Annotated in this window: 14 protein-coding genes; 13 read left to right on the top strand and 1 reads right to left on the bottom strand. The window is 33.7% G+C overall.

From position 1 onward, the window contains the following. The first annotated feature begins 106 nt into the window (after positions 1-106). Positions 107-5,110: a translocation/assembly module TamB domain-containing protein gene (locus ACP7AV_RS15395; RefSeq protein WP_426092697.1), complete on the top strand. Its 5,004-nt coding sequence runs from the start codon at positions 107-109 to the stop codon at positions 5,108-5,110. Continuing rightward, entirely contained in the window at positions 5,103-7,397 is a 2,295-nt protein-coding gene (locus ACP7AV_RS15390) for a BamA/TamA family outer membrane protein (RefSeq protein WP_426092696.1), read from the top strand. The genes ACP7AV_RS15395 and ACP7AV_RS15390 overlap by 8 nt, the downstream gene beginning before the upstream one ends. 68 nt (positions 7,398-7,465) lie before the next feature. On the opposite strand, the gene ACP7AV_RS15385 is transcribed toward ACP7AV_RS15390, so the two are convergent. Continuing rightward, positions 7,466-9,973 carry a M14 family metallopeptidase gene (locus ACP7AV_RS15385; protein WP_426092695.1) on the bottom strand — a complete coding sequence of 836 codons (2,508 nt, stop codon included), beginning with the start codon at positions 9,971-9,973 and terminating at the stop codon, positions 7,466-7,468. A 238-nt stretch (positions 9,974-10,211) separates the two neighbouring features. On the opposite strand from ACP7AV_RS15385, the gene ACP7AV_RS15380 reads away from it, so the two are divergent. The 11 genes from ACP7AV_RS15380 to ypfJ all read left to right on the top strand — a co-directional run bounded on the left by ACP7AV_RS15380 (position 10,212) and on the right by ypfJ (position 23,236). After that, entirely contained in the window at positions 10,212-11,639 is a 1,428-nt protein-coding gene (locus ACP7AV_RS15380; protein ID WP_426092694.1) for an L-serine ammonia-lyase, read from the top strand. Positions 11,640-11,724: 85 nt separating this feature from the next. Continuing rightward, positions 11,725-11,895, top strand: a complete 171-nt coding sequence (locus tag ACP7AV_RS15375; RefSeq protein ID WP_426092693.1) for a hypothetical protein — start codon at positions 11,725-11,727, stop codon at positions 11,893-11,895. Between the two features lie 128 nt (positions 11,896-12,023). Beyond that, positions 12,024-12,656, top strand: coding sequence for a SatD family protein (locus tag ACP7AV_RS15370; RefSeq protein WP_426092692.1), 633 nt, complete (start codon positions 12,024-12,026; stop codon positions 12,654-12,656). A 4-nt stretch (positions 12,657-12,660) separates the two neighbouring features. Beyond that, the gene (locus ACP7AV_RS15365; RefSeq protein WP_426092691.1) at positions 12,661-13,008 is read left to right on the top strand and encodes a hypothetical protein; all 348 of its coding nucleotides are present in this window, start codon (positions 12,661-12,663) and stop codon (positions 13,006-13,008) included. A gap of 580 nt (positions 13,009-13,588) precedes the next feature. Further along, the gene (gene panB, locus ACP7AV_RS15360; protein WP_426063330.1) at positions 13,589-14,407 is read left to right on the top strand and encodes a 3-methyl-2-oxobutanoate hydroxymethyltransferase; all 819 of its coding nucleotides are present in this window, start codon (positions 13,589-13,591) and stop codon (positions 14,405-14,407) included. Positions 14,408-14,437: 30 nt separating this feature from the next. Beyond that, entirely contained in the window at positions 14,438-15,127 is a 690-nt protein-coding gene (locus tag ACP7AV_RS15355) for an RluA family pseudouridine synthase (RefSeq protein ID WP_426063331.1), read from the top strand. Between the two features lie 156 nt (positions 15,128-15,283). Next, positions 15,284-16,612 (top strand): aldehyde dehydrogenase, encoded by a 1,329-nt coding sequence (locus ACP7AV_RS15350; RefSeq protein WP_426092690.1) that lies wholly within the window; start codon positions 15,284-15,286, stop codon positions 16,610-16,612. Further along, a complete protein-coding gene (locus ACP7AV_RS15345) occupies positions 16,603-17,340 on the top strand; it encodes a nitroreductase family protein (protein ID WP_426092689.1) in 738 nt (245 codons plus the stop codon). The genes ACP7AV_RS15350 and ACP7AV_RS15345 overlap by 10 nt, the downstream gene beginning before the upstream one ends. Before the next feature lie 20 nt (positions 17,341-17,360). Continuing rightward, on the top strand, positions 17,361-18,143 hold the full coding sequence (locus tag ACP7AV_RS15340) for a hypothetical protein (protein WP_426092688.1): 783 nt from the start codon (positions 17,361-17,363) through the stop codon (positions 18,141-18,143). Between the two features lie 211 nt (positions 18,144-18,354). Continuing rightward, positions 18,355-22,293 carry a PAS domain S-box protein gene (locus ACP7AV_RS15335; protein WP_426092687.1) on the top strand — a complete coding sequence of 1,313 codons (3,939 nt, stop codon included), beginning with the start codon at positions 18,355-18,357 and terminating at the stop codon, positions 22,291-22,293. 82 nt (positions 22,294-22,375) lie between these two features. Next, a complete protein-coding gene (ypfJ, locus tag ACP7AV_RS15330) occupies positions 22,376-23,236 on the top strand; it encodes a KPN_02809 family neutral zinc metallopeptidase (protein WP_426092686.1) in 861 nt (286 codons plus the stop codon). Positions 23,237-23,379: the final 143 nt, after the last annotated feature.

Below are 23,379 nucleotides of genomic sequence, written 5' to 3'. Positions count from 1 at the left end.
TAACATATTCCACATTCAATTTTCGAACTTGGTTACCAATTTGGTTTCACAGTGAAATTGCGATTCTGATTTAAATTGGTTATTTTTAACCAAAAAAACACATCATTTGAAAACATACATAAAGAAAATTTCGAAGGTTTTCCTTTGGATAATAGGATCCGTAATTCTGTTGCTCTTAATATTGATAGTTGCTATTCAGATTCCATCCGTTCAAAATTATGCCAGAAAAAAAGCGGTAACGTATTTGGAAGGAAAAATCAAAACCAAAGTCACTATAAAGAGAATAGAAATCGGACTACCCAAAAAAGTGATTCTTGAAGGTGTTTATTTCGAAGACCAGAAAAAAGACACCCTTTTTGCCGGAGAAAAACTAGCCGTAGATATCAGCTTATTCCAATTATTAAGCAATAAAGTCGAAATTAATTCCGTTCATTTAGAAGGTATTACGGCACATTTAAATAGAGATTCAAAAGCCGTTTTTAATTTTGAATACATCATTAAAGCCTTTGAATCACCAGAGAAACAGAAAACGGATTCGCCACCAATGCAGTTTTCCGTAGAACAAATAAAACTGGACCGAATTCAATTTAAATACAATGACTTTGTCACCAAAAATAATATCTATGCCAATCTAAATCATTTTGATACAAACATCAAAACTTTCGATTTAGATCAAATGAACTTTGAAATTCCCAAAGCAAAAATCAATGGATTAAAGTTAAGATTGAGGCAAGGTGTCGTTCAAATACCCAAAGCGACTAAAGTAGCAGCAATCAAAAACGAACCTGAATCCATTTTAAATTTAAAATTAGGAGAAATTGATTTGGCAAAAATTGATTTCGATTACGAAAGTGAAGAAACAAAATTAGAGACCACATTCTATTTGAAAAAATTACTCGCTAAAATTGACAAAATTGATCTTGATAATCAATTTGCCATTATAGAAAGTGTTGATTTAACCGGTGTGGAAGGCGCTTTGACTTTTGGAAAATTAGATAAATCAGTATCAAAAAAAGCACCCGTTGAAGGGAAATCAAACAATTGGGAAGTAAAAATAAAAACGACCGAATTCAAACGGATTAATTTTCGTTACGACAATAATAATGTTGCAGCAGTGCAAAAAGGGATTGATTACAATCATTTAAATCTTACCAATTTGAACCTGCAAGTCGATTTTCTGAACTACAATGCTGAAAATATATCTGGTGATGCCAATTCCTTGACAGTTAAAGACAAAAGCGGTTTAAACATTCAGTCCTTTAATGCTGAATTTTTCTATGGAAAAAAGAATGCATTTCTTAAAAAACTATATCTCAAAACGCCTCAAACTGAATTGCGAGACGAAATCCGAATTGGATACCCATCTATTGAATCTTTGGCTGGAAACCCAGGTGAATTGGGCCTTATCGCTTATTTAAAGAAAAGCAAATTGGGAATCAAAGACATTTTGCTTTTTGCCCCTACTCTAAATAAGACGAATCCTTTCATGAGTAATCCCAATGCCATACTGTTGATTAACGGTACCATAACAGGGAAATTGAATAATATTGTATTTCCATCTATTGAGATTAGCGGCATTGGAACAACAAAATTAGCAGCAAGTGGCAGTATTGTGGGTTTACCGGACGTGAATAAAGCCTATTTTGATTTAAACATTAAAGACTTGCAAACCGGTGCAAAAGATTTTGTTGGCTTTTTACCAAAAGGTACGATTCCAAATTCAATTCAGTTACCGTCAAAATTCAGCGTTAAAGGAAATTTTAAAGGAACAATTGCCAGTTTCAAAACTAATATGAACTTGGTAAGCAGTTTTGGCAATGCAAAAATCAAAGCAACTTTCGACCAAAGCAGAAAAAATTACGAGAAATACGATGCCCAAACGGAACTTTATAATTTTGATTTAGGAAAATTTATCAAAAACGATTCCATTGGAAAAGTAACTTTAAAAGCCAACATAAAGGGAACTGGTTTTGATCCAAAAACTGCAACAGCTTCATTGAACGGAAGTATCCTGAAGGCCTATTACAATAAATACACGTATCGAAATTTGAATGTGAAAGGTGCTATTCGCAATGGAAATTTCAATGTAAACGCTACTGCTAAAGATCCTAATCTGACTTTTGATTTAGTCAGCAGCGGAAGTTTTAAAGACAAATATCCTTCCGGGAAATTAAAATTAAATGTAGATATCGCCGATTTGGAAAAACTAAATCTGCATGCAGGTCCCTTAAAAATAAGAGGTGTAGTAGATGCTGATATTCAATCGGCTGATCTAGATTATCTCAATGGAACCGTTAATGCGCACAGTATAAATGTGACCAATTCCGCAGAACAATTTGTAATTGACTCGATAAATGTTGTAGCAACATCAACTGCTGATAAAAACACTTTGTTAATAAATTCCCCATTTTTAGACGCAGAAGTTAATGGAAAATATAAGTTGTCACAAATTGCAAAAGCGGTATCAAATTCTGTTGCTAAATATTATGACAGCGACCCAAATTCAAGAAAAATAGCAGTTGAAAACCAACAGTTCGCTTTTAAAATTGGCGTAAAAGACAATCCAATTATATTGAAACTTATTCCTGCATTGAAAAGTCTCGAACCTATAAATGTAACAGGACGATTCAATTCAATTAATGATTCAATTGTTATCAATGGAGCTATTCCAAAATTAATTTACGGAACAAATACGATTACAAATGCGACTTTAAAAATAGATACTCAAGACAAATCACTGCTTTACAGCTTTGTTGTAGACGACATTCAAAACAAACAAATTCAGTTACCGCACACGAGCGTTACTGGAAAAGTCAAGAATAATCTTGTGGATTACACGGTACAACTAAAAGATGCAAAAGATGTAGAACGGTATTTAATAACTGGAACATTAAAGGCCATTAACGGAAATAACGAAGTGAGCCTTGGTCCGGATAATTTGTTACTGAACTATGAATCTTGGAAAATAGCGCAAAATAATCTAATTCGTTTTGGAAAAAAAGGAATTTACGCGGATAATTTCGAATTGAGTAAAGACGGAAATAACATTCGAATCCAATCTCAATCTAATAATCCAAATGCTCCTATTGCAATTAATTTCAAGGATTTTGACATTAATACCATCACAAGTTTTGTTGAGAAAAAAGATTTACAGCTCAGTGGAAAAATTAATGGTAACGCATTGGTGAAAAATTTGAATACCACCCCTCTTTTTACTTCAGACTTAAATATTGAAAATTTCACTTTTAAGAAAGATACTGTCGGTAATATCAGCATCAAAGTAAATAATGCGGTTGCCAATCAATTTGATGCCAAAGTGAATATCAGTGGTCAGGGAAATCAAGTAGATTTGGTAGGATATTACAAAGCGAGCGAAAGCACTTTTGACATGAATCTGGATATTGCAAAACTGAATTTAAAAAGTATTCAAGGTTTTACCTTGGATAACATTGCTGAAAGTACTGGATTCTTGACTGGGAATTTCAAGATTACTGGAAATACAACACAACCAAAAGTGCTTGGAGAATTAAAATTTAATGAAATTGGTTTCAAAGCGGTACCGCTCAATGCGAAATTTAAGTCTTTGAATGATAAAATCACGTTTACAAATAATGCCATTATTTTCGATAATTTTATTATTAAAGATGAGAAAGACAATGATTTAGCAATAAACGGAACTATCAAGAGTGAAAATTTCAGCAATTTTGGATTTGAATTATCCATTGATGCTGACAATTTTAAAGCCGTAAATTCTGAAGCTAAAGACAATGATTTGTATTACGGAGAATTGTATTTGGACAACCATTTACGAGTGAGAGGGACAATTGACAATCCTATCGTTGAGGGAAATATCAAAATCAATAAAGACACTAAATTTACTGTAGTATTACCACAATCTGATCCATCAATTGCAGACAGAGAAGGAATCGTTGAGTTCATCGATCAAGATAATCCGCAAATTCTGAAGACTGTTTCAGTTGATGAAATCACAAGTGAAATGGAGTTAAAGGGGATTAATGCCTCTGTGAATATTGAAGTGGATAAAGAGGCTGAATTATCACTCGTTATTGACAAAGCCAATGGTGATTTCTTAAAATTAAAAGGAGAAGCACAATTGAACGGCGGCATTGATCCTTCCGGAAAAACTACGCTGACCGGGAGATATGAATTATCTGAGGGAAGTTATGAAATGAATTTTAACGCTATCAAAAGAAAATTCGATATCAAATCAGGAAGTTATATTTTATGGACTGGAGAACCAACAACTGCTGATATAAGTATTACAGCGATTTATAAAACGGAAGCGGCGCCAATCGATTTAATAAACGACCAATTAGGAGCTGTTACTGCCGAAATAAGAAATACTTACAAACAAAAAATTCCTTTTGAAACCCGTTTAAAAATGACTGGAGAATTAATGAAACCAACTATTTCATTTGACATTGTTTTACCTGATGGAAATAACAGCGTTTCAACCGAAATCATTAATACAACACAGGCTAAATTGACTCAATTGCGCCAGCAACCAGATGAAATGAACAAGCAGGTTTTTGCCTTACTCTTACTAAATCGTTTCATTGGAGAAAATCCATTTGCCAGCGAAACCGGTGGAACTAACGTTTCGTCATTAGCAAGAGAAAGTGCCAGCAAAATTTTGTCACAACAGCTTAATAATTTAGCGGGTGACTTAATTGAAGGTGTAGAACTTAATTTTGATTTGAATACATCAGACGATTATACGACTGGTCAGCGCGAAAATAAAACTGATTTGAATGTGGGAATTTCCAAGAAATTGCTGAACGACCGATTGAAAGTTACTATTGGAAGCAGCTTTGGGATCGAAGGCCCACAACAAGTGAATCAAAACGCCAATAATATTGCCGGAGATGTCTCTCTTGATTACCAACTTTCAAAAGATGGAAGGTATAAGATGAGAGTGTACCGCGTAAACAAATATCAAGTGGCACTTCAAGGAGAAGTAGTTGAAACAGGAATTGCATTCGTTATTACAATGAATTACAATAAGTTCAAGGAATTATATGCTAAAAGCGAAGCAAAAAAAGCAAAGCAGATAGCAAAAAAAGAATTAAAAAAGAAATCAGATGAATAAGAGTCCTTTATTATATATTCTTTTTTTAGGATTGTTCGTGTCTTCGTGCAGTAATACCAAATATTTGCCGGAAGGGGAACTGCTCTACACGGGTGCAAAAATCAAAGTGGAAGGAAAACAAACTTCAAAGAAAGAAAACAAAACGTTAAAAAACCAGTTGGAAGAAATCGTGAGACCAAAACCTAATTCTTCTTTTCTCGGGTTCAAGCCAAAACTATATATTTATAATTTGACCGGAACGCCAAAGAAAGAAAAAGGATGGCGCTATTGGTTGAAAACTAAAGTGGGTGAACCTCCTGTTTTTTACAGCCAAGTGGATTTAGAATACAACAAAAGCGTTTTGCAAAACTTTGCTGAAAACAGTGGTTATTTCAACACGAAAACTGCAGCAGATTCAACCCGAAAAGGAAAAAAAGCAAGTGCAGAATATCTTGTAAATCCAGCGCAACAATACAAAATTAGAGAAGTTAAATTTCCTACGGATTCTTCAATGATTTCAACTAGTGTGCGCAATACAAGACGCAGAAGTTTATTGAAAAAAGACGACGGTTACAGCCTTGATGCCATCAAAGAAGAAAGGATTCGCATTGACGCCAGATTAAAGGAAAAAGGATTCTTTTACTTCAACCCTGACTATTTACAAGTTCAGGTTGATAGCACTGTTGCAGATCATCAGGTCGATTTAATTGTAAAAGTTAAGGAAGAAACGCCAAGTCTTGCAGAGACACCTTATAAAATCAATAAAATTATTGTTTATCCAAATTATTCTATCGGGATGGACAGTGTAAAAACCAACTTGGATTCGATCCAAAAATACAATGATTTAACGATTATTGACCCGGAGAATTTATTCAAACCACGAATTTTTGACCGAGCATTATACTTCAAAAAGGAAGATTTGTACAACCGTACAAACCATAATTTATCGCTGAATCGATTGGTGAATTTGGGAACTTTCAAATTTGTAAAAAATCAATTTACGGTTTCTGACACAACAGGAAATTATTTGGATGCGTATTATTATTTAACACCATTACCTAAAAAATCAATTCGACTGGAATTATTAGCCAAAACGAATTCAGCTAATTATACAGGAACCGAACTTAATTTAAACTGGAGCAACCGAAATACTTTCAGAGGTGCTGAATTGCTTACTGTATCTGCTTTTGGCGGTGTCGAAGTACAAGTTTCCGGACAAAATAATGGATTTAATGTTTACCGATTTGGAACTGAAGCGAATTTAGTTTGGCCACGATTAGTTGCGCCTTTCAAACTTGATTCTCCGAGTGGTTTTGTACCAAAAACTAAGGCAACTTTGGGTTATGAATTCCAAAACAGAATTAAGTTATACTCGCTGCAAACCTTCAAAGGCTCTTTTGGATATTTGTGGAAACAGAGCGAACAGAAAGAACATTTATTGAATCTTACTGAAATTACATACGCCAGTCCGCAAAATGTAACGCCCTTGTATCAAGAACAAATTAATGCAAACCCTTCATTAGAAAAAGTGATTGAAAAACAGTTAATTTTTGGTCCAACTTATTCCTACACGTATACCAATACGTTGCAAAGAAGAAAGAAAAACACTTTTTATTACAAAGGAACTATCGACTTAGCCGGTAATATCGCCGGATTAGCTTCGGGAGCAAACATTGAAAAAAAGGAACCAATTAAATTATTCAATGTTCCTTTTAGCCAATTTATCAAAGTAGAAAATGATTTCAGACATTACTATAAGTTAGGTCCTGATTCTCAACTGGCCACCAGAATAATCGCAGGCGCTGGTTTTGCTTACGGAAATTCCCGTGAAATGCCATTTATTAAACAGTTTTTCATTGGTGGAACCAATAGTTTAAGAGCTTTTAGAGCACGTTCTATTGGACCGGGAAGTTTTGATGGCGCATCAACAAATACCAATACTTTTTTACCCGATCAATCCGGTGATTTAAAATTAGAATTTAATACTGAATACCGAGCTAAAATCTATGGATTAGTTAAAGGAGCTTTGTTTATAGATGCTGGAAACATCTGGTTGTTAAATGAAAATACGGAAAAACCCGGAGCTAAATTTTCCAAAAAATTCATGAATGAAATAGCAGTTGGAGCCGGAGCCGGATTGCGTTTTGATTTCTCTTTTCTTATCCTGAGAACTGATCTTGCCTTTCCTTTAAGAAAACCGTATTTGCCTGATGGCGATCGTTGGGTTTTGGATAAAATTGATTTTGGAAGCGGTCCTTGGCGTAGAGAAAATTTAGTTTTTAATTTAGCGATTGGATATCCTTTTTAAACAATATTATTGATACAAAAAAGAGCACGAAATAATCGTGCTCTTTTTATGTAATCTATTTTTAAAATTTAGTTTACCAAAAACAAGGCATTGCTAAACAACAAATTACCATTTTCCCAGAAACCTCTAAATAAGGGATTGTCCACCATATAAATTACAGATCCGTCGCCTTTACTTTCCACCGCAAAACTTACGGTGTTGTTCAGTTTCTTTTTGATTTCATTACCCACAAAACCATAACTTTTATAATCTTTAGGGATATAAGCAACATTAGTAGCTTTTTTCAATAGCGAATAATGCCTGTCATCCGTTTTTAGACTGAAATATTTATCCCCTAAACCAAAAGACATTGGATGTGTTTTATTCAGAAGATTTTCAATGATAGCGCCAGGAATCGATTTAGAAATATACCTGCGCTCTGAATCCTGAAAATCTAGAAACCGTTCTTTTAACTCCTCTTCTTCGGCTTCTTTCTCAGAACTTAATTTGTCTTCTTCGGTTGCAAAAGGGCTTAACGCGTATCCTTCTTTAGCCTCAAAAAGAGCAAGAGCGCTGTTCATCGCAATTACTTTTCCGCCATTTTTAATCCATTCACCAATTTTCTTTTGTTGGTCTTCTGATAAATCATAATATCCGTCCGCCATAATCAAAGTGTTATAATTGAAAAGCTTTAATCTGTCAAAATTACTAACCTCAACCACGCTCACCGGATACCCAATAGTTTCTTCCATAAAATACCAAGCAGCACCAAACTCTGTAGAACCAACTCCTTTTCCTGAAAATAATACAACTTTTGGTGCTTTCAATAAATTGAAATTTTCACCACCAACATCTTTAGAATTCGACGAAAAGCCTGTGGCTATGTAATTATAATCAGTTTTTATTTTTACCAATTCACCAATCGTTTTTTCAAAATTAATAACTTTGGGATTATCTGCTCTGGTCACGATCAAACCGCCTGGTTCCACTATTACATCGCCAAAAATGGCTTTTTTCATCGCAGATCGAACTTTGATATTATTTTGGTGCAACAGCGAAAGCACCTGGGCTGAGATTCTGTTATTCCAAGGAATATGAAAAGCATATACATTTTGCGGAATCCCTTTATCTTTTACTTCAATAGACGCTTTTGTTTTGACAGGCAAACTATTTTTCAACGCATAGCCTTCCACTCCATATGCCAACGGCAAAGCCCAAGAAGTAATATCATACGATAAACTGTCATTCAATTTTTGATTTGGTTCAAAAAGGACCTGAGCAAAAACGGCTTTTTGTTGGTCTACTTTTACAATTAAATCATTTGGTTCTATCGTAAAACTTTTCTCTGTTTTGGTATTGTAATTAAATCCGGACGCTTTTTGACTGGCATCGGCATAACTGAATTCGACATTATTTCTTTTCAATAAATCCGCCATTTGAACCAACTTCGGATTGTTTTTCATCACATACATTTTATAATTTCCCTTCACAGTTTTTCGGGAATTATTCATAAAACCTCTGAAACCTTTCAGCAAAACATCCGCTTGCGCCGCAGCAGATTCTACCACAGTAAGTACTGCCGTAGCGTGATGTGTTATCCGGTCTTGTATCGTAAGCGTAATTCCGTTACTCATTGTGACGGCTCTCCCCGCGCCTATTCCGCCTTGTTCCATCGTCATTCCTACCGCACCATTGTACGTAGGATACGTATCGCCATAACTTGGATAAAACAAATCAAAACGTTCGCCAGTATTGTACATCCAGTTTTGAGCATCAAATTTTTTAGAAATATTTTTACCTAAAGTGTAATGAAAATCTTTTTGATACTTTTCAATATATTCGTGCAAAGGTTCCGCTGAGGGTGGAAAAAAATACGGAGAATTGTATCCCATTTCGTGTACATCCGTATGAACTTGCGGCATCCATTGATTGTACAATGCGATACGCTGTTGGGTTTCCGGTTGCGTTTGCCAAGCCCAGTCTCTGTTTAAATCAAAAATATAATGGTTGTATCTGCCGCCCGGCCAAACTTCCATGTGCTCTCTGTCTGATAATTCCGGATGCGTTTTTTTACCTGAAATTTCTCGTAACCAATTCCCGTATCTGGAATATCCGTCCGGATTAATACATGGATCCAAAATTACAATGGTATTTTCTAACCACTTTTTAGTTTCTGCATTCGAGGGATTTACCAATTCGTAAGCCACTGTCATCGCGCTTTCGGTTCCGGCAAATTCATTTCCGTGAACATTAAAACTCAACCAAACTATTAACTTATCCCCAATCATTTGAGATTTATTTTGGGATAAACCAATGGCTGCTAAATTGTTGTTTCGGATTTGTTCCAAATTAGCTAAATTCTCCGGACTGGAAATAAAATAAACATTCAAATCCCTTTGTTCCGGAGTAACTCCATATTTCTGGTGTTTGATGAAATTGGACTTTTCCGTAAGTTGCTTAAAATAATTTTCAGCCTCATGGTAGTAGGTTATTTGTTTTCCGTAATTGGGTAAAAACTGGGAAGGACTTTGCACTTGTGAATGAACACTCAATACCAAAGTTAGCATTAGATAAAAAGAAAAAACGGTCTTTTTCATATTGTTTTGGGTTAGTTATGCTTCAAAAATAGCCATTTACCAAGTATTTCACAAGCCAAATTTCGGATTAATAAAATATTAATTTCACCAAACTTCTCATTTTTATTAATTCATTTTTTGTTGCACGATACTAACAATACGGCAATATTCGATATTAAAAAAACAATAATATTCTATTTTCAATTCGAATCATTGCAACAATCTATTATATTTGCAACCAACAAAATTGACACTACAGATGGAAGAATGTATCTCCGTTTTTGATATGCTAAAAATTGGCGTTGGACCCTCTAGCTCCCACACACTGGGGCCTTGGAGAGCTGCCGAACGCTTTCTTAGCGAATTAAGAAAAGAAAATTTACTTCCTGCCGTAAATCGGGTAAAAATAGATTTATATGGTTCCCTTTCCTTAACCGGAAAAGGTCACGCCACGGATTTAGCAGTAATGCTGGGTTTGAGCGGACAAGATCCGGAATACATTCCCGTGGAAAATATTGATGTAATTATCAAATCAATTGAATCTAAAAACGAAATCAATTTAGGAAACGAAAAACCAATTTCTTTTTATTTCCTTCAAGATATCGTTTTCAATAAAAACTTTCTTCCTTTTCATGCCAATGGAATGACTTTTACAGCTTATATGACGGATGACAGCGAATACGTTTCCACCTTTTATTCTATTGGTGGCGGATTTGTGGTCAAAGAAGAACGCATCAACGCTAAAAAGAAAATCGAAATAAAATGTGCTTTTCCGTATCCAATTGAGAAAGCGGCAGAACTACTGGATTATTGCATAAAAGAGAACAAATCCATATCGGCAATCGTTTATGAAAACGAAAAATCGATGCGTACCGAAGCAGTTATTGATCATGAATTGATGCGCATTTGGAAAACGATGCTCGAATGCATGTACATTGGTTGTCATTCCGAAGGGATTCTTCCCGGAGGATTAAACGTACGCCGCCGTGCTTTTGATATGCACCAAAACCTCATCGGATTAGCAAATTATGATTCTCCTCAAACCTGGCTCGAAGAAATCAGGAAAACGGAAGTCAAATTCCGCCAGATCCTAAAATGGGTTTCTTGTTTTGCACTTGCGGTAAATGAGGTAAACGCTGCTTTAGGCCGGGTGGTTACTGCTCCTACAAATGGAAGTGCAGGTGTAATTCCTGCCGTTTTAATGTATTATTTAGTGATTGAAAACCATGATGCAGGAGAAAAAGAAATCAAACAATTCCTTATGGTTGCCGGAGAAATAGGCAGTATTTTCAAGAAAGGTTCCACAATATCCGCAGCAATGGGAGGTTGTCAGGCCGAAATTGGCGTTTCTTCCTCGATGGCTGCAGCGGCTTTATGCGAATTGATGGGCGGAACTCCCGAACAGGTTTTAATGGCTGCCGAAATTGCGATGGAACATCATTTAGGATTGACCTGTGATCCTATTGGCGGCCTGGTTCAGATTCCGTGTATTGAACGAAATACTATGGGTGCCATAAAGGCCATTAATGCAGCTGAACTAGCCTTGGAAACCGACCCAAAAAACGCAAAAGTGCCTTTGGACAAAGTAGTGGACACGATGTGGCAAACAGCCAAAGACATGAATAATAAATACAAAGAAACCTCAGAAGGCGGATTAGCCATTGCCGTGAATATGGCTGATTGTTAAATTTTATAACACAAATTTAAAATACGGAAAATCGATTATTCACCAATTTATATTACATTTAAACTATTTTCTCAAATCAAAAACTATGAAAATTAATTGGATAGTAGTTAGCATTGTAATCATTTGTATGCTTATTTTGATTGTATTTCTTATTAGAAAAAATCAAAAGGATAAAAAAAAATACAGCGATTTGTTAAACAATGATTTCAAAAAACCAGATGAAGAAGAGTCAGACTTGAATGACGACTCGTATTGATTTGTATTCTCTTTAAATTTTAGAACTTAATTACATCCTTCTTTAAAGTCTATTTTTAATTTCACTAAAAATGAAATTATATGTTTTATTTCACTATTTTTGATATAAAATATATAATTTCATTTTTTATGAAACATTACATCCTGATGGCGGATATTATTAATAGTGGAAAAAAGGAGCAAAAACCACTAATGGAAGATTTTAAAAATCTAATAGCAGAGGTAAATCAAATCTACAAAGCCGATATATTATCTCCCTTGACTATTACTTTGGGTGATGAATTTCAAGGCGTAATAAAAAACTTAGCTGCATCAATTCAAATTATTCTTACTTTAGAGGAAAATAGTATTCACAATAAATTAAATTTTAAATTACGCTATGTTTTGAATCAAGGTGAAATAGAAACGCCAGTAAATGAAAAGATTGCTTATGAAATGTTAGGAAGCGGTTTAACGGAAGCAAGATTGAAACTAAATGATTCGAAATATAAAAAATTTAGATTTAACATTGCAATAGACGATGTATTACAGCAAAGCATTTTAAATGATGCTTTCATAATTTTTGAAAATATTACTGACAAATGGTCTTTAAAAAATGACTATGAATTAGCGTCAAATTTCATTCAATTTAAAGACTATAAAATCGTTTCTGAAAAAATGAATAAAACCCGCTCCTTGATATGGAAAAGAGAAAAATCATTACACATGGAATCCTATAATGCGGCAAAAAATATAATTCAAACAATTACTTCAATAAAATAAAAGCATGGAAGTATTTCAATTTATGGTTTTAGTTATTTCTACAGAAGTGCTTCTGGGTATATTTTATTATATTATCACGCCAAAATCAATTCGAAAAACTAAAATAATAGATTATAAATCACTTCTTAAAGGAATCGTTGAACGAATCTTTTTATTAGTATCAATGATTAATGATTATCCACATGCGCTGACTTTATTTGGCGCTTTGAAATTGGCTACACGATTAAAAAGAGACGATGAACAAGATAAAGTAAAGCAATCTCTGTACAATGATTTTTATTTGGTGGGGAATTTTATTTCGGTCATGATCGCAATTTTATACGTTTTTCTTTACAGTATATACATTGGATAAAACGATTAATTGCCTCTATTATCTTTTAAAACCAATGCCTAATCAAAACTACTTTCTTCGGGTATCAATAAGACGTACGATTTTCCAAATATTATCTTTTTTGAAAAGCGTAAAAGCATTCACTCCTTTGTGGCTTGATTTTCCATTTAAATAAAACTCATAAGGTGTACAGACGCACGCCATACTTCTATCTACCTAAATGGAGTAACTCAAAATTTTTTCCTGAAACTTTACTTCTGAGGGAATAGAAGCTATCAATTTAAAAAACACTTCCTGTTTTTCATGGGATAATTTAGTGTCTTTCGCATTCTCATTTATAGACTGTAAAATCATTGTTTCATTACAAAGAACCCTTAGTTTCAAAGTATCTTTGGTTTGAAAAGTCTTAAAAAAGTTCCAAACATTTTTTAAATTTCTTAATTTTTATCTTGAGAATTAGCAGCTGTGAACTATGCAATCAATACAACTATTCTGCGCATAATTTTTTTTTTTGTTAATTGATACCTACAAAAACATTACTGTTACATTTTTGAGTTAAAAATATACATTTTATTACCTTTACGATTCTAAAACAACAACTATGTCTGTCGCAAAAAAAGATTATAAAAGGATTACTACAAAATCACTGATTGATATGAAAGCTAATGGAGAGAAAATTTCCATGCTTACTGCATACGATTATACCATGGCAAAAATCGTCGATACCGCTGGAATTGATGTAATTTTAGTGGGTGATTCCGCTTCGAATGTGATGGCCGGTCATGAGACGACTTTACCGATTACATTGGATCAAATGATTTATCACGCTTCTTCTGTTGTGCGAGCAATAGAAAGAGCGTTGGTTGTTGTAGATTTGCCTTTTGGAAGCTACCAATCAGACCCTAAAGAAGCCTTACGTTCTGCAATAAGAATCATGAAAGAAAGTGGCGGTCATGCCGTAAAACTGGAAGGCGGTAAAGAAATAAAAGATTCTATCAAGAAAATACTTAACGCAGGAATCCCAGTTATGGGACATTTAGGTTTAACGCCACAGTCTATTTATAAATTTGGAACCTATACCGTTCGTGCTAAAGAAGAAGAAGAAGCGCATAAACTAATAGAAGACGCTAAATTGCTGGAAAGATTAGGTTGTTTTGCGTTAGTTTTAGAAAAAATACCTGCTCATTTAGCCGAAAAAGTAGCCCAAAGTATTTCGATTCCGGTAATTGGGATTGGTGCTGGTGGCGGTGTTGACGGACAAGTTTTGGTAATTCACGACATGTTAGGAATGAACAATGAATTTAGCCCGCGTTTCTTGAGGAGATATATGAATTTATATGAAGGAATGACATCTGCCATCGGTCAATATGTTGCCGATGTGAAATCAAGCGATTTTCCTAATTCAAGCGAACAATATTAAGCCCCCTAACCCCCTAAAGGGGAACTGATAATGAAAATAATATCCAATAAAAATAACCTTCAAGTTCTTCACGAAGACAATCACCTTATTGTGGTAAACAAGCGAGTAGGCGATATTGTGCAAGGCGATAAAACCGGTGACAAACCACTATCTGATGTGGTTAAAGAATACATCAAAGACAAATACAACAAACCTGGAGAAGTATTTCTGGGTGTGGTACACCGTTTAGACCGACCAACGACTGGAATAGTCGTTTTTGCCCGAACCAGTAAAGCGTTAACGAGAATGAATGAGTTGTTCAGCAACCGTGAGACTCAAAAAACGTATTGGTGCATTGTCAAGAATAAACCATCAAATTCCGAGGATAAATTGGTTCATTTCCTGAAAAGGAACGAAAAAAACAATACTTCAAAAGCGCATTTAAAAGAAGTTCAGGACAGTAAACTAGCCAGTTTAGATTACAAAATTATTAAGGAACTCAACAATTATTTTGCTTTAGAAATCAATCTTCATACCGGAAGACACCATCAAATCAGGGCACAGCTTTCGGCTATTGGTTCACCAATAAAAGGTGATTTGAAATATGGTTTTGACCGAAGCAATCCGGATGGAGGAATTCATTTGCACGCCCGAAAATTAGTTTTTGTACATCCTGTTACCAAAGAAAACATAGAAATCATCGCACCAACTCCAGATGATGTGATTTGGAATGCAGTCTGATACTTTCCTGTTTTTAAACATAACGATAACAAAAACGATACTTCACCGACCTATATCGTTTAAAATAGTAATATAATCCTGTTTTTTTTATTCTTTAGATTATTCAGAAAGTTGGAATAAAATAATATTTATGTAATTTTAATTTAAAATAATCTTATGAATTACAAAACTGATATAAAATCACGAAAAGAATCCCTTAAAAAATTATTGCACGTCATCACACAACATGAACAAGCTATAATTTTGGCTTTGTACGATGATTTTAAAAAACCTGCTTTTGAAGCCGTTTTAACAGAAACTAATTATGTGATTAGTGACTTGAAAGAAACTATAAAAAATATCGATTCTTGGGCAAAGCCAAAGAAAGTTATGGCTTCATTTTTAAATTTCCCTTCCTCCGATTATATATATAGTGAACCATACGGAAATGTTTTGATTCTTTCCCCGTGGAACTATCCGTTTCAATTGGCATTATGTCCGCTTATTGCTGCTGTCGCTGCTGGAAATAAAGTAACCTTAAAACCATCTGAACTGACTCCAAATACTTCGAATATTATAGCGAAAATTATAAGCGAAACTTTTGCTGTCAAAGATGTGGTGGTCATCACGGGAGATGCCACTGTAGCGGCAAATTTATTGTCCAAACGTTGGGATTATATTTTCTTTACCGGAAGTGTCGCTGTTGGAAAAATAGTGGCGAAGGCAGCTGCCGAAAACCTAACGCCAGTAACATTGGAATTGGGCGGAAAAAGTCCTTGTATTGTTGACGAAACGGCAAATTTAGAATTAAGTGCCAGACGCATTGTTTGGGGAAAAATCATAAATGCTGGACAAACGTGTGTGGCTCCTGATTATATTTTAGTACACCATAAAATAAAAGTTATTTTCGTAAAATTACTGATGCAGGAAATCGAAAAAGCACTTGGAACAAATCCTGAAGAATCTCCGGATTTTGCCAGAATCATTAACCTAAAAAACTGGCAGCGTCAATTAAGTTTACTCGAAAATCAGAAAATACTTTTTGGAGGACAGTCGAACAGAGATTCGTTATATCTTGCTCCTACTTTACTGGATGAACCAAAAATGGATAGTTTGGTGATGACAGAAGAAATTTTTGGTCCAATACTCCCTATACTTTCTTATGAATCGAAAGCTGATATAGACAAAATAATTTCAAGCTTCGAAAAACCACTATCGCTTTATTTATTTTCCCAAAACAAATCGTTTGTCGATGAGGTATTGCAAAAATATTCTTTTGGTGGCGGTTGCATCAATGATACGGTAATTCATTTGGCTAACAATCGCCTGCCTTTTGGCGGAGTTGGAAACTCAGGAATGGGAGCATATCATGGAAAATTAAGTTTTGATATTTTTTCGCATAAAAAAGCGATTGTAAAAAGAGGACTATGGCTTGATTTACCTATTCGTTATGCACCTTATAAAGACAAATTAAAAACCATTCAAAAAGTACTAAAATGGTTGTAGCCAATGAAAAATCAGTAAGCGAGGCAATAAAATACAGACGCTCCGTTCGGGTTTTTAAAAATGAAGCTATCGATGCAGAAAAAGTAAAACAATGTATTCAATTAGCGACTCTGGCACCCACAAGCAGTAATATGCAGCTTTGGGAATTTTATCATATAGTATCCCCGGAAATCATACAAGAAATAGCCAAAGCCAGTTTTGACCAGAATGCTGCAAAAACAGCACAACAATTGGTTGTTGTTGTAGCGAGGAAAGATTTGTGGCACAAAAGAGTGCAATCGAACATTGATTTTTTAAAAAATCAATATGGCGAAAAACCGAAAGAAGCGTATTCAAAAAGAGAAAAATTTGCTTTAAATTATTACCAAAAAATTATTCCGACACTGTATTTTGATTTTTTAGGAATTATCGGAATGCTAAAATTTCTTGTTTTTCAAATCATTGGAATTTTCAAACCTATTTACCGACAGGCTCGACAAAGCGACATGCGAATTGTAGCCCACAAAAGTGCGGGACTTGCAGCTCAGAATTTTATGATCAGCATGGCAGCCATAAATTACGATACGTGTCCAATGGAGGGTTTTGATTCGTTGAGAATTAAAAAAATAGTACATTTGCCCGCTTCCGCAGAAATCAATATGATCTTAGGCTGTGGAATTCGAGACGAAAATGGTGTTTATGGAAAACGATTCCGAATCCCTTTTGAAGAAACCTATTTTAAAATATAAATAACCAATTTATAAATCAAATGAATAAAGCTACACAATACCGTATTGAAGAAATAAAAAAGAATGGCTACGTCCTAGATTTTGGAAATGTTTTCAACCACGCTTTCGAGAATTACAAAAAAATTGCGCTTTATGGCGGTTTAATCATTTTTGTATTTTTTGTTCTGCTTTGTCTTTTGGCATTTGGAATACTGATCGCAATTTTTGGAGCTCCCGCAGTTGTTGATTTTTTAAAACCAGAAAATTTACAATCGGAAAATATCAGTAATATTACTCTTTTAATCATTGCCGGAGCATCAGCCTTGATTTCCTGTTTATTAAGTCCATTTCCGGCAGGACTGATAAAAATGGCATATTGTGCAGAAAGAGACGAAGAATTTCATGTCTCAACCATGTTTGAGTATTATAAAGCTCCTTATTTCAAGGAACTTTTTGTAGCAACATTTCTCGTTTCTCTTACAAGTTTTATCATTTCCTCAATAATAAATTACGCCCAAATACCTGCACTTGGTTTCGTTAATACCGTGACAGTGTCGTTATTCACCATGCTAATGATTCCCCTTATCATTTTTGGAAAATTGAAAGCCGCAGAAGCTATACAAACCAGCATCCTTATAGTTTCCAAACAACCTTTAGTTTTACTCGGATTAATAATTATTGGATCTATTGCAACATTGGTAGGTTTTATAGGCTGCTGTATTGGAATCTTTTTTACTTTTCCTTTTATTTATTCCTTACACTACGCCATATACAGTGAGATAATTGGTTTTGAACCTGAAGATGAATCTGAAGAAAAAAACTAAAAAATAAAATTACTTTACGAATAAAAACCAAGGCATAAATACTAATTTGTTTTGGTTTTTATTTAATTTTTTTTCCTACATTGACAACCAAAGAAGATACAAACCCAAATCTACTCTTCACAAACCTGATAAAAATTTTACTATGGTGTTGTACTGTAGCCAATTAAATATTTTACCCAAACAATTAAATTTATTTTGGACATTTAATTCTATGATAAATAAACAATTGTTTTATGTTATAATTCCTATTTTAATAATTTTTTTAATTTACAAAATTCATAAAATAAAAACCGGATTAAAAAGTAATTTATTAGAAAGAAGCCACAAGGCAATTACACAAAAACGAGAATATCAAATCTACCTTTTGTTTCTAGGAATTATACTTATTATCATAGAAATCACTTATGAAATTTTAAAAGTAAGGCCACAAAGTTTATTAATAGTAAACTGCATGATTGGGGTATTTTTAATGGCGCTGTATTTTGTTAGTACTAAGTCATCGATAGTTTTTAGAAATATTAAGCAAATTTTTATTCTATTTTATTTAGTCTATTTTAGCTCTATTTCTCGAAATATAATTATTTCTCCTACTGATAATATACCAATTGTAGCTTATGTAGTAACCTTTTTCTTTTCTTATAGCGTTTTAAAACCTGCTAAACTGTACTGGGGATTTGTTGTGGCAGTTTTTATTTATTTTGGAATTGTTTTTATTTTCGATTTAGTGCCATTAAAAACAATTTTGGCGCTATTAATTAGTGCTTCAATAATTCTAGTCATAAATTACATGCACTATATTTTATGGTTAAATAGTACTGAAGAAATTCGTTTCAATAATCAAATAATTAACAAAGGGAATTCACTGATTTTAGCGATAAACAGAAAAGGTAAAGTTGTATTTTGCAGTGAAAATGTAGAATCGATTTTAGGATATACCGTTGATGAAATCATGGGATTAGGCTATTGGAAAGTCACGGAAGACCCAGCGTTTTTTAGTAAAGATTACCAAACTAAATTTAAGGATAACAGGATCTTCATCCGTAAACTCAAATGTCAAAATGGAGATTATAAACACATTCAATGGAACCATAAAAAATTTTCGGACAACTTAATTATTGGTATTGGGCAAGATGTAACTAATGAAATTCAAATCCAAAATCAGTATAAAAATTTAATTGAAAATGCTATCGATCTCATTTTTGAAGTTGATAATTACGGTACTTTTATATTTGTAAATGACTTTACCATCAAATCATTGGGTTACGAGGATGGCGAAATTATAAATCGAAATTACTCGGAATTTATTCGGAAAGATTACATTATAAGCGTCATGGATTTTTATCAGAGTTTATTAAAACATGAAAATTATTTTCCAACTATTGAGTTCCCGTTAATAAAAAAGAACGGAGAAGAATTGTGGGTTTCACAAAAAGTGATAATCCGAAGAAATGATCTAGGAAAAGTAGTTGGCTATTCCGGAATTGCCCGAGATATCACTAAATTTAAAGATATTGAAGCTGAAAATAAAATAAGTCAGGAAAAAGTAGAACAATACAACCAAACGATTAAAAAATTAGCAACTACCAACTTTAGTAACGATAAAAATTTGGATGTCAGCGTGATGCAAATCATTGAATCTGCAGCAAAAGTTTCTAAGTGCAATCGCGTAAGCTACTGGAAATATACCGAAGATATAATCACATGCGAAAACTTATATGATTTAGACACAAATTCGTACAGCAAAGGTACTGTTTTAGAAAAAGAAAAATATCCAATTTATTTTAATTCGATAAAAAGTAAAACACAAATAAGTGCTCCAGACGTTTTTAACAAATGGGAAATATCTGAATTCATTTATGATTATTTCTTGAAATTTGACATCAAATCACAACTTGATATTCCTATTTTTATCAATGGAGAATTAACCGGAACCATAAGCTTTGAAACTACAAGAACACAAAGAAATTGGGATAACGACGATATTATTTTTGCTCGAACAATTTCGGATATTATATCGCTGACCATGATTTCGCACAGTCGTTATATAACAGAAAAAAAATTAGAGTACAAGAGTGAACTTTTATCCGCACTGGCACTTTGTACTGAGAAATTTTTGAATAGTAATGATATAAACGATATTTTCTCGGATGTCCTTATTATTATGGGAAAGGCGACAGAATCACACAGAGCGTACTATTATGAAAATGAAGGAAATACTAAGATAATAAGCCAAAAATACCGATGGCTAATCAATAACATCAAATTAACACCTAACAATATTAGCCTTCAAAATCTGCCTCATGATTTTTTTGAAGAGCTATTGACACCTCTTTTAAATAACAAAATTTATAAAGCAATTGTTCCAAAAATTGAAAATCCATCTCTTAGAAACAAATTAAATAATGTGGATGCGGTTTCAATTATTCTTATTCCAATTTTCGTTAAAAACAAATTTCATGGCTTTTTAGGATTTGATGACACCCAAAATGAAAGAGAATGGTCAGAAGACGAATTGAATATTTTACAAACATTAGCAAGTAATATTGCTTCTTCCATTGAGCGTATTGCTAATGAAACCGCTATTTATGAAAGCGAAGAAAAATTCAGATTATTAGCTAATAATATTCCCGGAACCGTTTATTTATCCAATTATGATGAAAATAATACTAAAATTTACATCAATGATGAAGTTGAAAAACTTACTGGTTATCCAAAAGAAGATTTCCTAAATAACCATTTGTCATTCATTGATTTAATTCATCCGGAAGATAAATTAAGGACAATTAATGCTCAAAAAAATGCAATAGAAAGTACAATTCCCATTCATTTGACGTACCGAATAATTCACAAAGACAATCGCACGGTTTGGGTAGAGGAATTTGGAGATACCATTTACAAAGACGGAAAAATTGCTTTTCTTGAAGGCATTTTCATTAATATTACGGAGAGAAAACAATCCGAAAACATATTTCAGGAAAAGGAATTAGCCGAAGCTGCCAACAAAGCAAAATCGGAATTTCTGGCAAACATGAGTCACGAAATCAGAACTCCATTAAACGGAATTATCGGTTTTACTGATTTGTTAATGAATACAAATCTTGGTAAAACCCAAGAAAAATACATGATTACGATAAATCAGTCCGCTAAATCATTATTGGATATTATAAATGACATACTTGATTTTTCTAAAATAGAAGCTGGAAAATTAGAACTGTATTTGGAAAAAAATGATGTTCACGAAATTTTGAGCCAAATTATTGATTTGATATTATATGAATCAAATCAAAAGAATTTGACGTTAAAACTGAATATTGCGTCAGATGTACCTAAATATATTTGGACAGACAGCGTACGCTTAAAACAAATTTTATTAAATCTTTTATCAAACGCGGTGAAATTTACTGAAAAAGGTTCAATAAAATTAAATGTTTCAGTTGCTGAAAAAACAAATGATTCCATAGCTAAAATACTTTTTTCTGTTATTGATACCGGTATTGGAATACAAGAGGAGAACAAAAGGAAAATTTTTAAAGCCTTTTCTCAGGAAGATAACTCAACTACAAGAAAATTTGGAGGAACTGGATTAGGTCTCACCATCTCTAACCAGTTATTAGGTTTAATGAATAGTCACTTACAATTAGAAAGTACAGTTCAATTTGGTAGTGCCTTTTATTTTTATTTAGATTTAGAAATTAGCAATGAACCATCAGAAGATGTAAAGCAAATTACAATTCCTGTTATTACTAATGAAATTGTTGGCAAACCAAATAAAAGCTCAAAAAAAATAAAAATAATGCTTGTTGAGGACAATAATGTTAACATGTTATTACTTAAAACTATCATTAAAAACTTATTTACAAATGTGACAATTTTTGAAATTCCAAATGGTAAAGTGGCGGTGGAACAATTTGAAACGATTCATCCAGATATTATTTTTATGGATATCCAAATGCCCATCATGAATGGCTATGAAGCAACAGAAATCATACGGAATTTAAAATCTGGACAAAATGTACCTATTATTGCTATAACTGCAGGTACGGAAAAAGAAGAAAAAGAAAAATGTCTTAAAGCGGGAATGAATGATTATATTCCAAAGCCGATAATAAAAGGAATTATTGAAGAAACATTTTTAAAATGGGTACACTAACGTATTTAAAAAAGATTATTTAACGTTCTAAACAATGTAATTCTAAAAAATTAAAGATAATAAACAACTAAAATAATAAAGTATGAAATGGAGTGGCAGACGTTCAAGTGAAAATTTTGAAGATCGAAGAGGAATGTCCTCTGGTGGAAAAACAATTGTTGGAGGAGGAATTATTGGGATTATTATCTTATTATTGAATGTTTTTGGTGGTGAAAACGCCAAAATGCTTACGCCGATACTAGAACAAATGCATCAAGGAAACAGCGCTCCTACTGAACAAAGAGACCTAACAGCCGCCGAAATTGAAGAAGGCAAATTTATAGAAGCCATATTGGTAGATACAGAGGATGTTTGGGGAAAAATATTTCAGGAAAACAACATGCAGTATAAAAGACCAAAATTAAGATTGTTCACCCAGGCTGTAGAAACTGCATGCGGCAACGCCACATCGGCTTCAGGACCGTTCTATTGTCCAGCTGACGAAAAAGTGTATATGGATTTAGTTTTCTTTGAGGAATTGAAAACAAGATTTGGAGCTGAAGGAGGGGATTTTGCGACCGCTTACGTAATCGCTCATGAAATTGGCCATCATGTACAAACCTTGTTAGGGACTTCCGCTAAAATGAGACAGATGCAGGAAGGTAAAAGCCAGGCCGAAGCCAATAAATTATCGGTAGCTCTGGAATTACAAGCTGATTTTTACGCAGGAGTTTGGACCCATTACAATCAAAAAATGAAAAACTTCTTAGAAGAAGGCGATATAGAAGAAGCTTTAAGCGCGGCTCACGCGGTTGGTGATGATGCGATTCAGGCTAAAATTCAAGGACATATTGTTCCGGAATCCTTTACACATGGAACTTCTGCACAACGAAAAGCTTGGTTTATGAAAGGCTATAAATCTGGAGATATCACTCAAGGCGATACTTTTGCAGAAATAAGATAAATGAAAAATTAACTAGAATTTAAAAATCGGGATGTATTCCCGATTTTTTTTTATCCAGTTTAAACAAATTCAACCAATCAAAAGCACATCGGAAAATTAACTGTACCTTTGCGCCCAATTAAAAAAGTAACCTAAATAATAGT

This window comes from Flavobacterium sp. DSR3-2, from assembly GCF_049896525.1.
Taxonomy (GTDB): domain Bacteria; phylum Bacteroidota; class Bacteroidia; order Flavobacteriales; family Flavobacteriaceae; genus Flavobacterium.
This window is presented reverse-complemented; position numbering and strand designations above follow the sequence as displayed.

Coding starts and splice junctions, on each gene's coding strand:
- ACP7AV_RS15390 (WP_426092696.1), top strand. CDS start 5,103: ATGAATAAGAGTCCTTTATTATATATTCTTTTTTTAGGATTGTTCGTG.
- ACP7AV_RS15385 (WP_426092695.1), bottom strand. CDS start 9,973: ATGAAAAAGACCGTTTTTTCTTTTTATCTAATGCTAACTTTGGTATTG.
- ACP7AV_RS15380 (WP_426092694.1), top strand. CDS start 10,212: ATGGAAGAATGTATCTCCGTTTTTGATATGCTAAAAATTGGCGTTGGA.
- ACP7AV_RS15375 (WP_426092693.1), top strand. CDS start 11,725: ATGAAAATTAATTGGATAGTAGTTAGCATTGTAATCATTTGTATGCTT.
- ACP7AV_RS15370 (WP_426092692.1), top strand. CDS start 12,024: ATGAAACATTACATCCTGATGGCGGATATTATTAATAGTGGAAAAAAG.
- ACP7AV_RS15365 (WP_426092691.1), top strand. CDS start 12,661: ATGGAAGTATTTCAATTTATGGTTTTAGTTATTTCTACAGAAGTGCTT.
- panB (WP_426063330.1), top strand. CDS start 13,589: ATGTCTGTCGCAAAAAAAGATTATAAAAGGATTACTACAAAATCACTG.
- ACP7AV_RS15355 (WP_426063331.1), top strand. CDS start 14,438: ATGAAAATAATATCCAATAAAAATAACCTTCAAGTTCTTCACGAAGAC.
- ACP7AV_RS15350 (WP_426092690.1), top strand. CDS start 15,284: ATGAATTACAAAACTGATATAAAATCACGAAAAGAATCCCTTAAAAAA.
- ACP7AV_RS15345 (WP_426092689.1), top strand. CDS start 16,603: ATGGTTGTAGCCAATGAAAAATCAGTAAGCGAGGCAATAAAATACAGA.
- ACP7AV_RS15340 (WP_426092688.1), top strand. CDS start 17,361: ATGAATAAAGCTACACAATACCGTATTGAAGAAATAAAAAAGAATGGC.
- ACP7AV_RS15335 (WP_426092687.1), top strand. CDS start 18,355: ATGATAAATAAACAATTGTTTTATGTTATAATTCCTATTTTAATAATT.
- ypfJ (WP_426092686.1), top strand. CDS start 22,376: ATGAAATGGAGTGGCAGACGTTCAAGTGAAAATTTTGAAGATCGAAGA.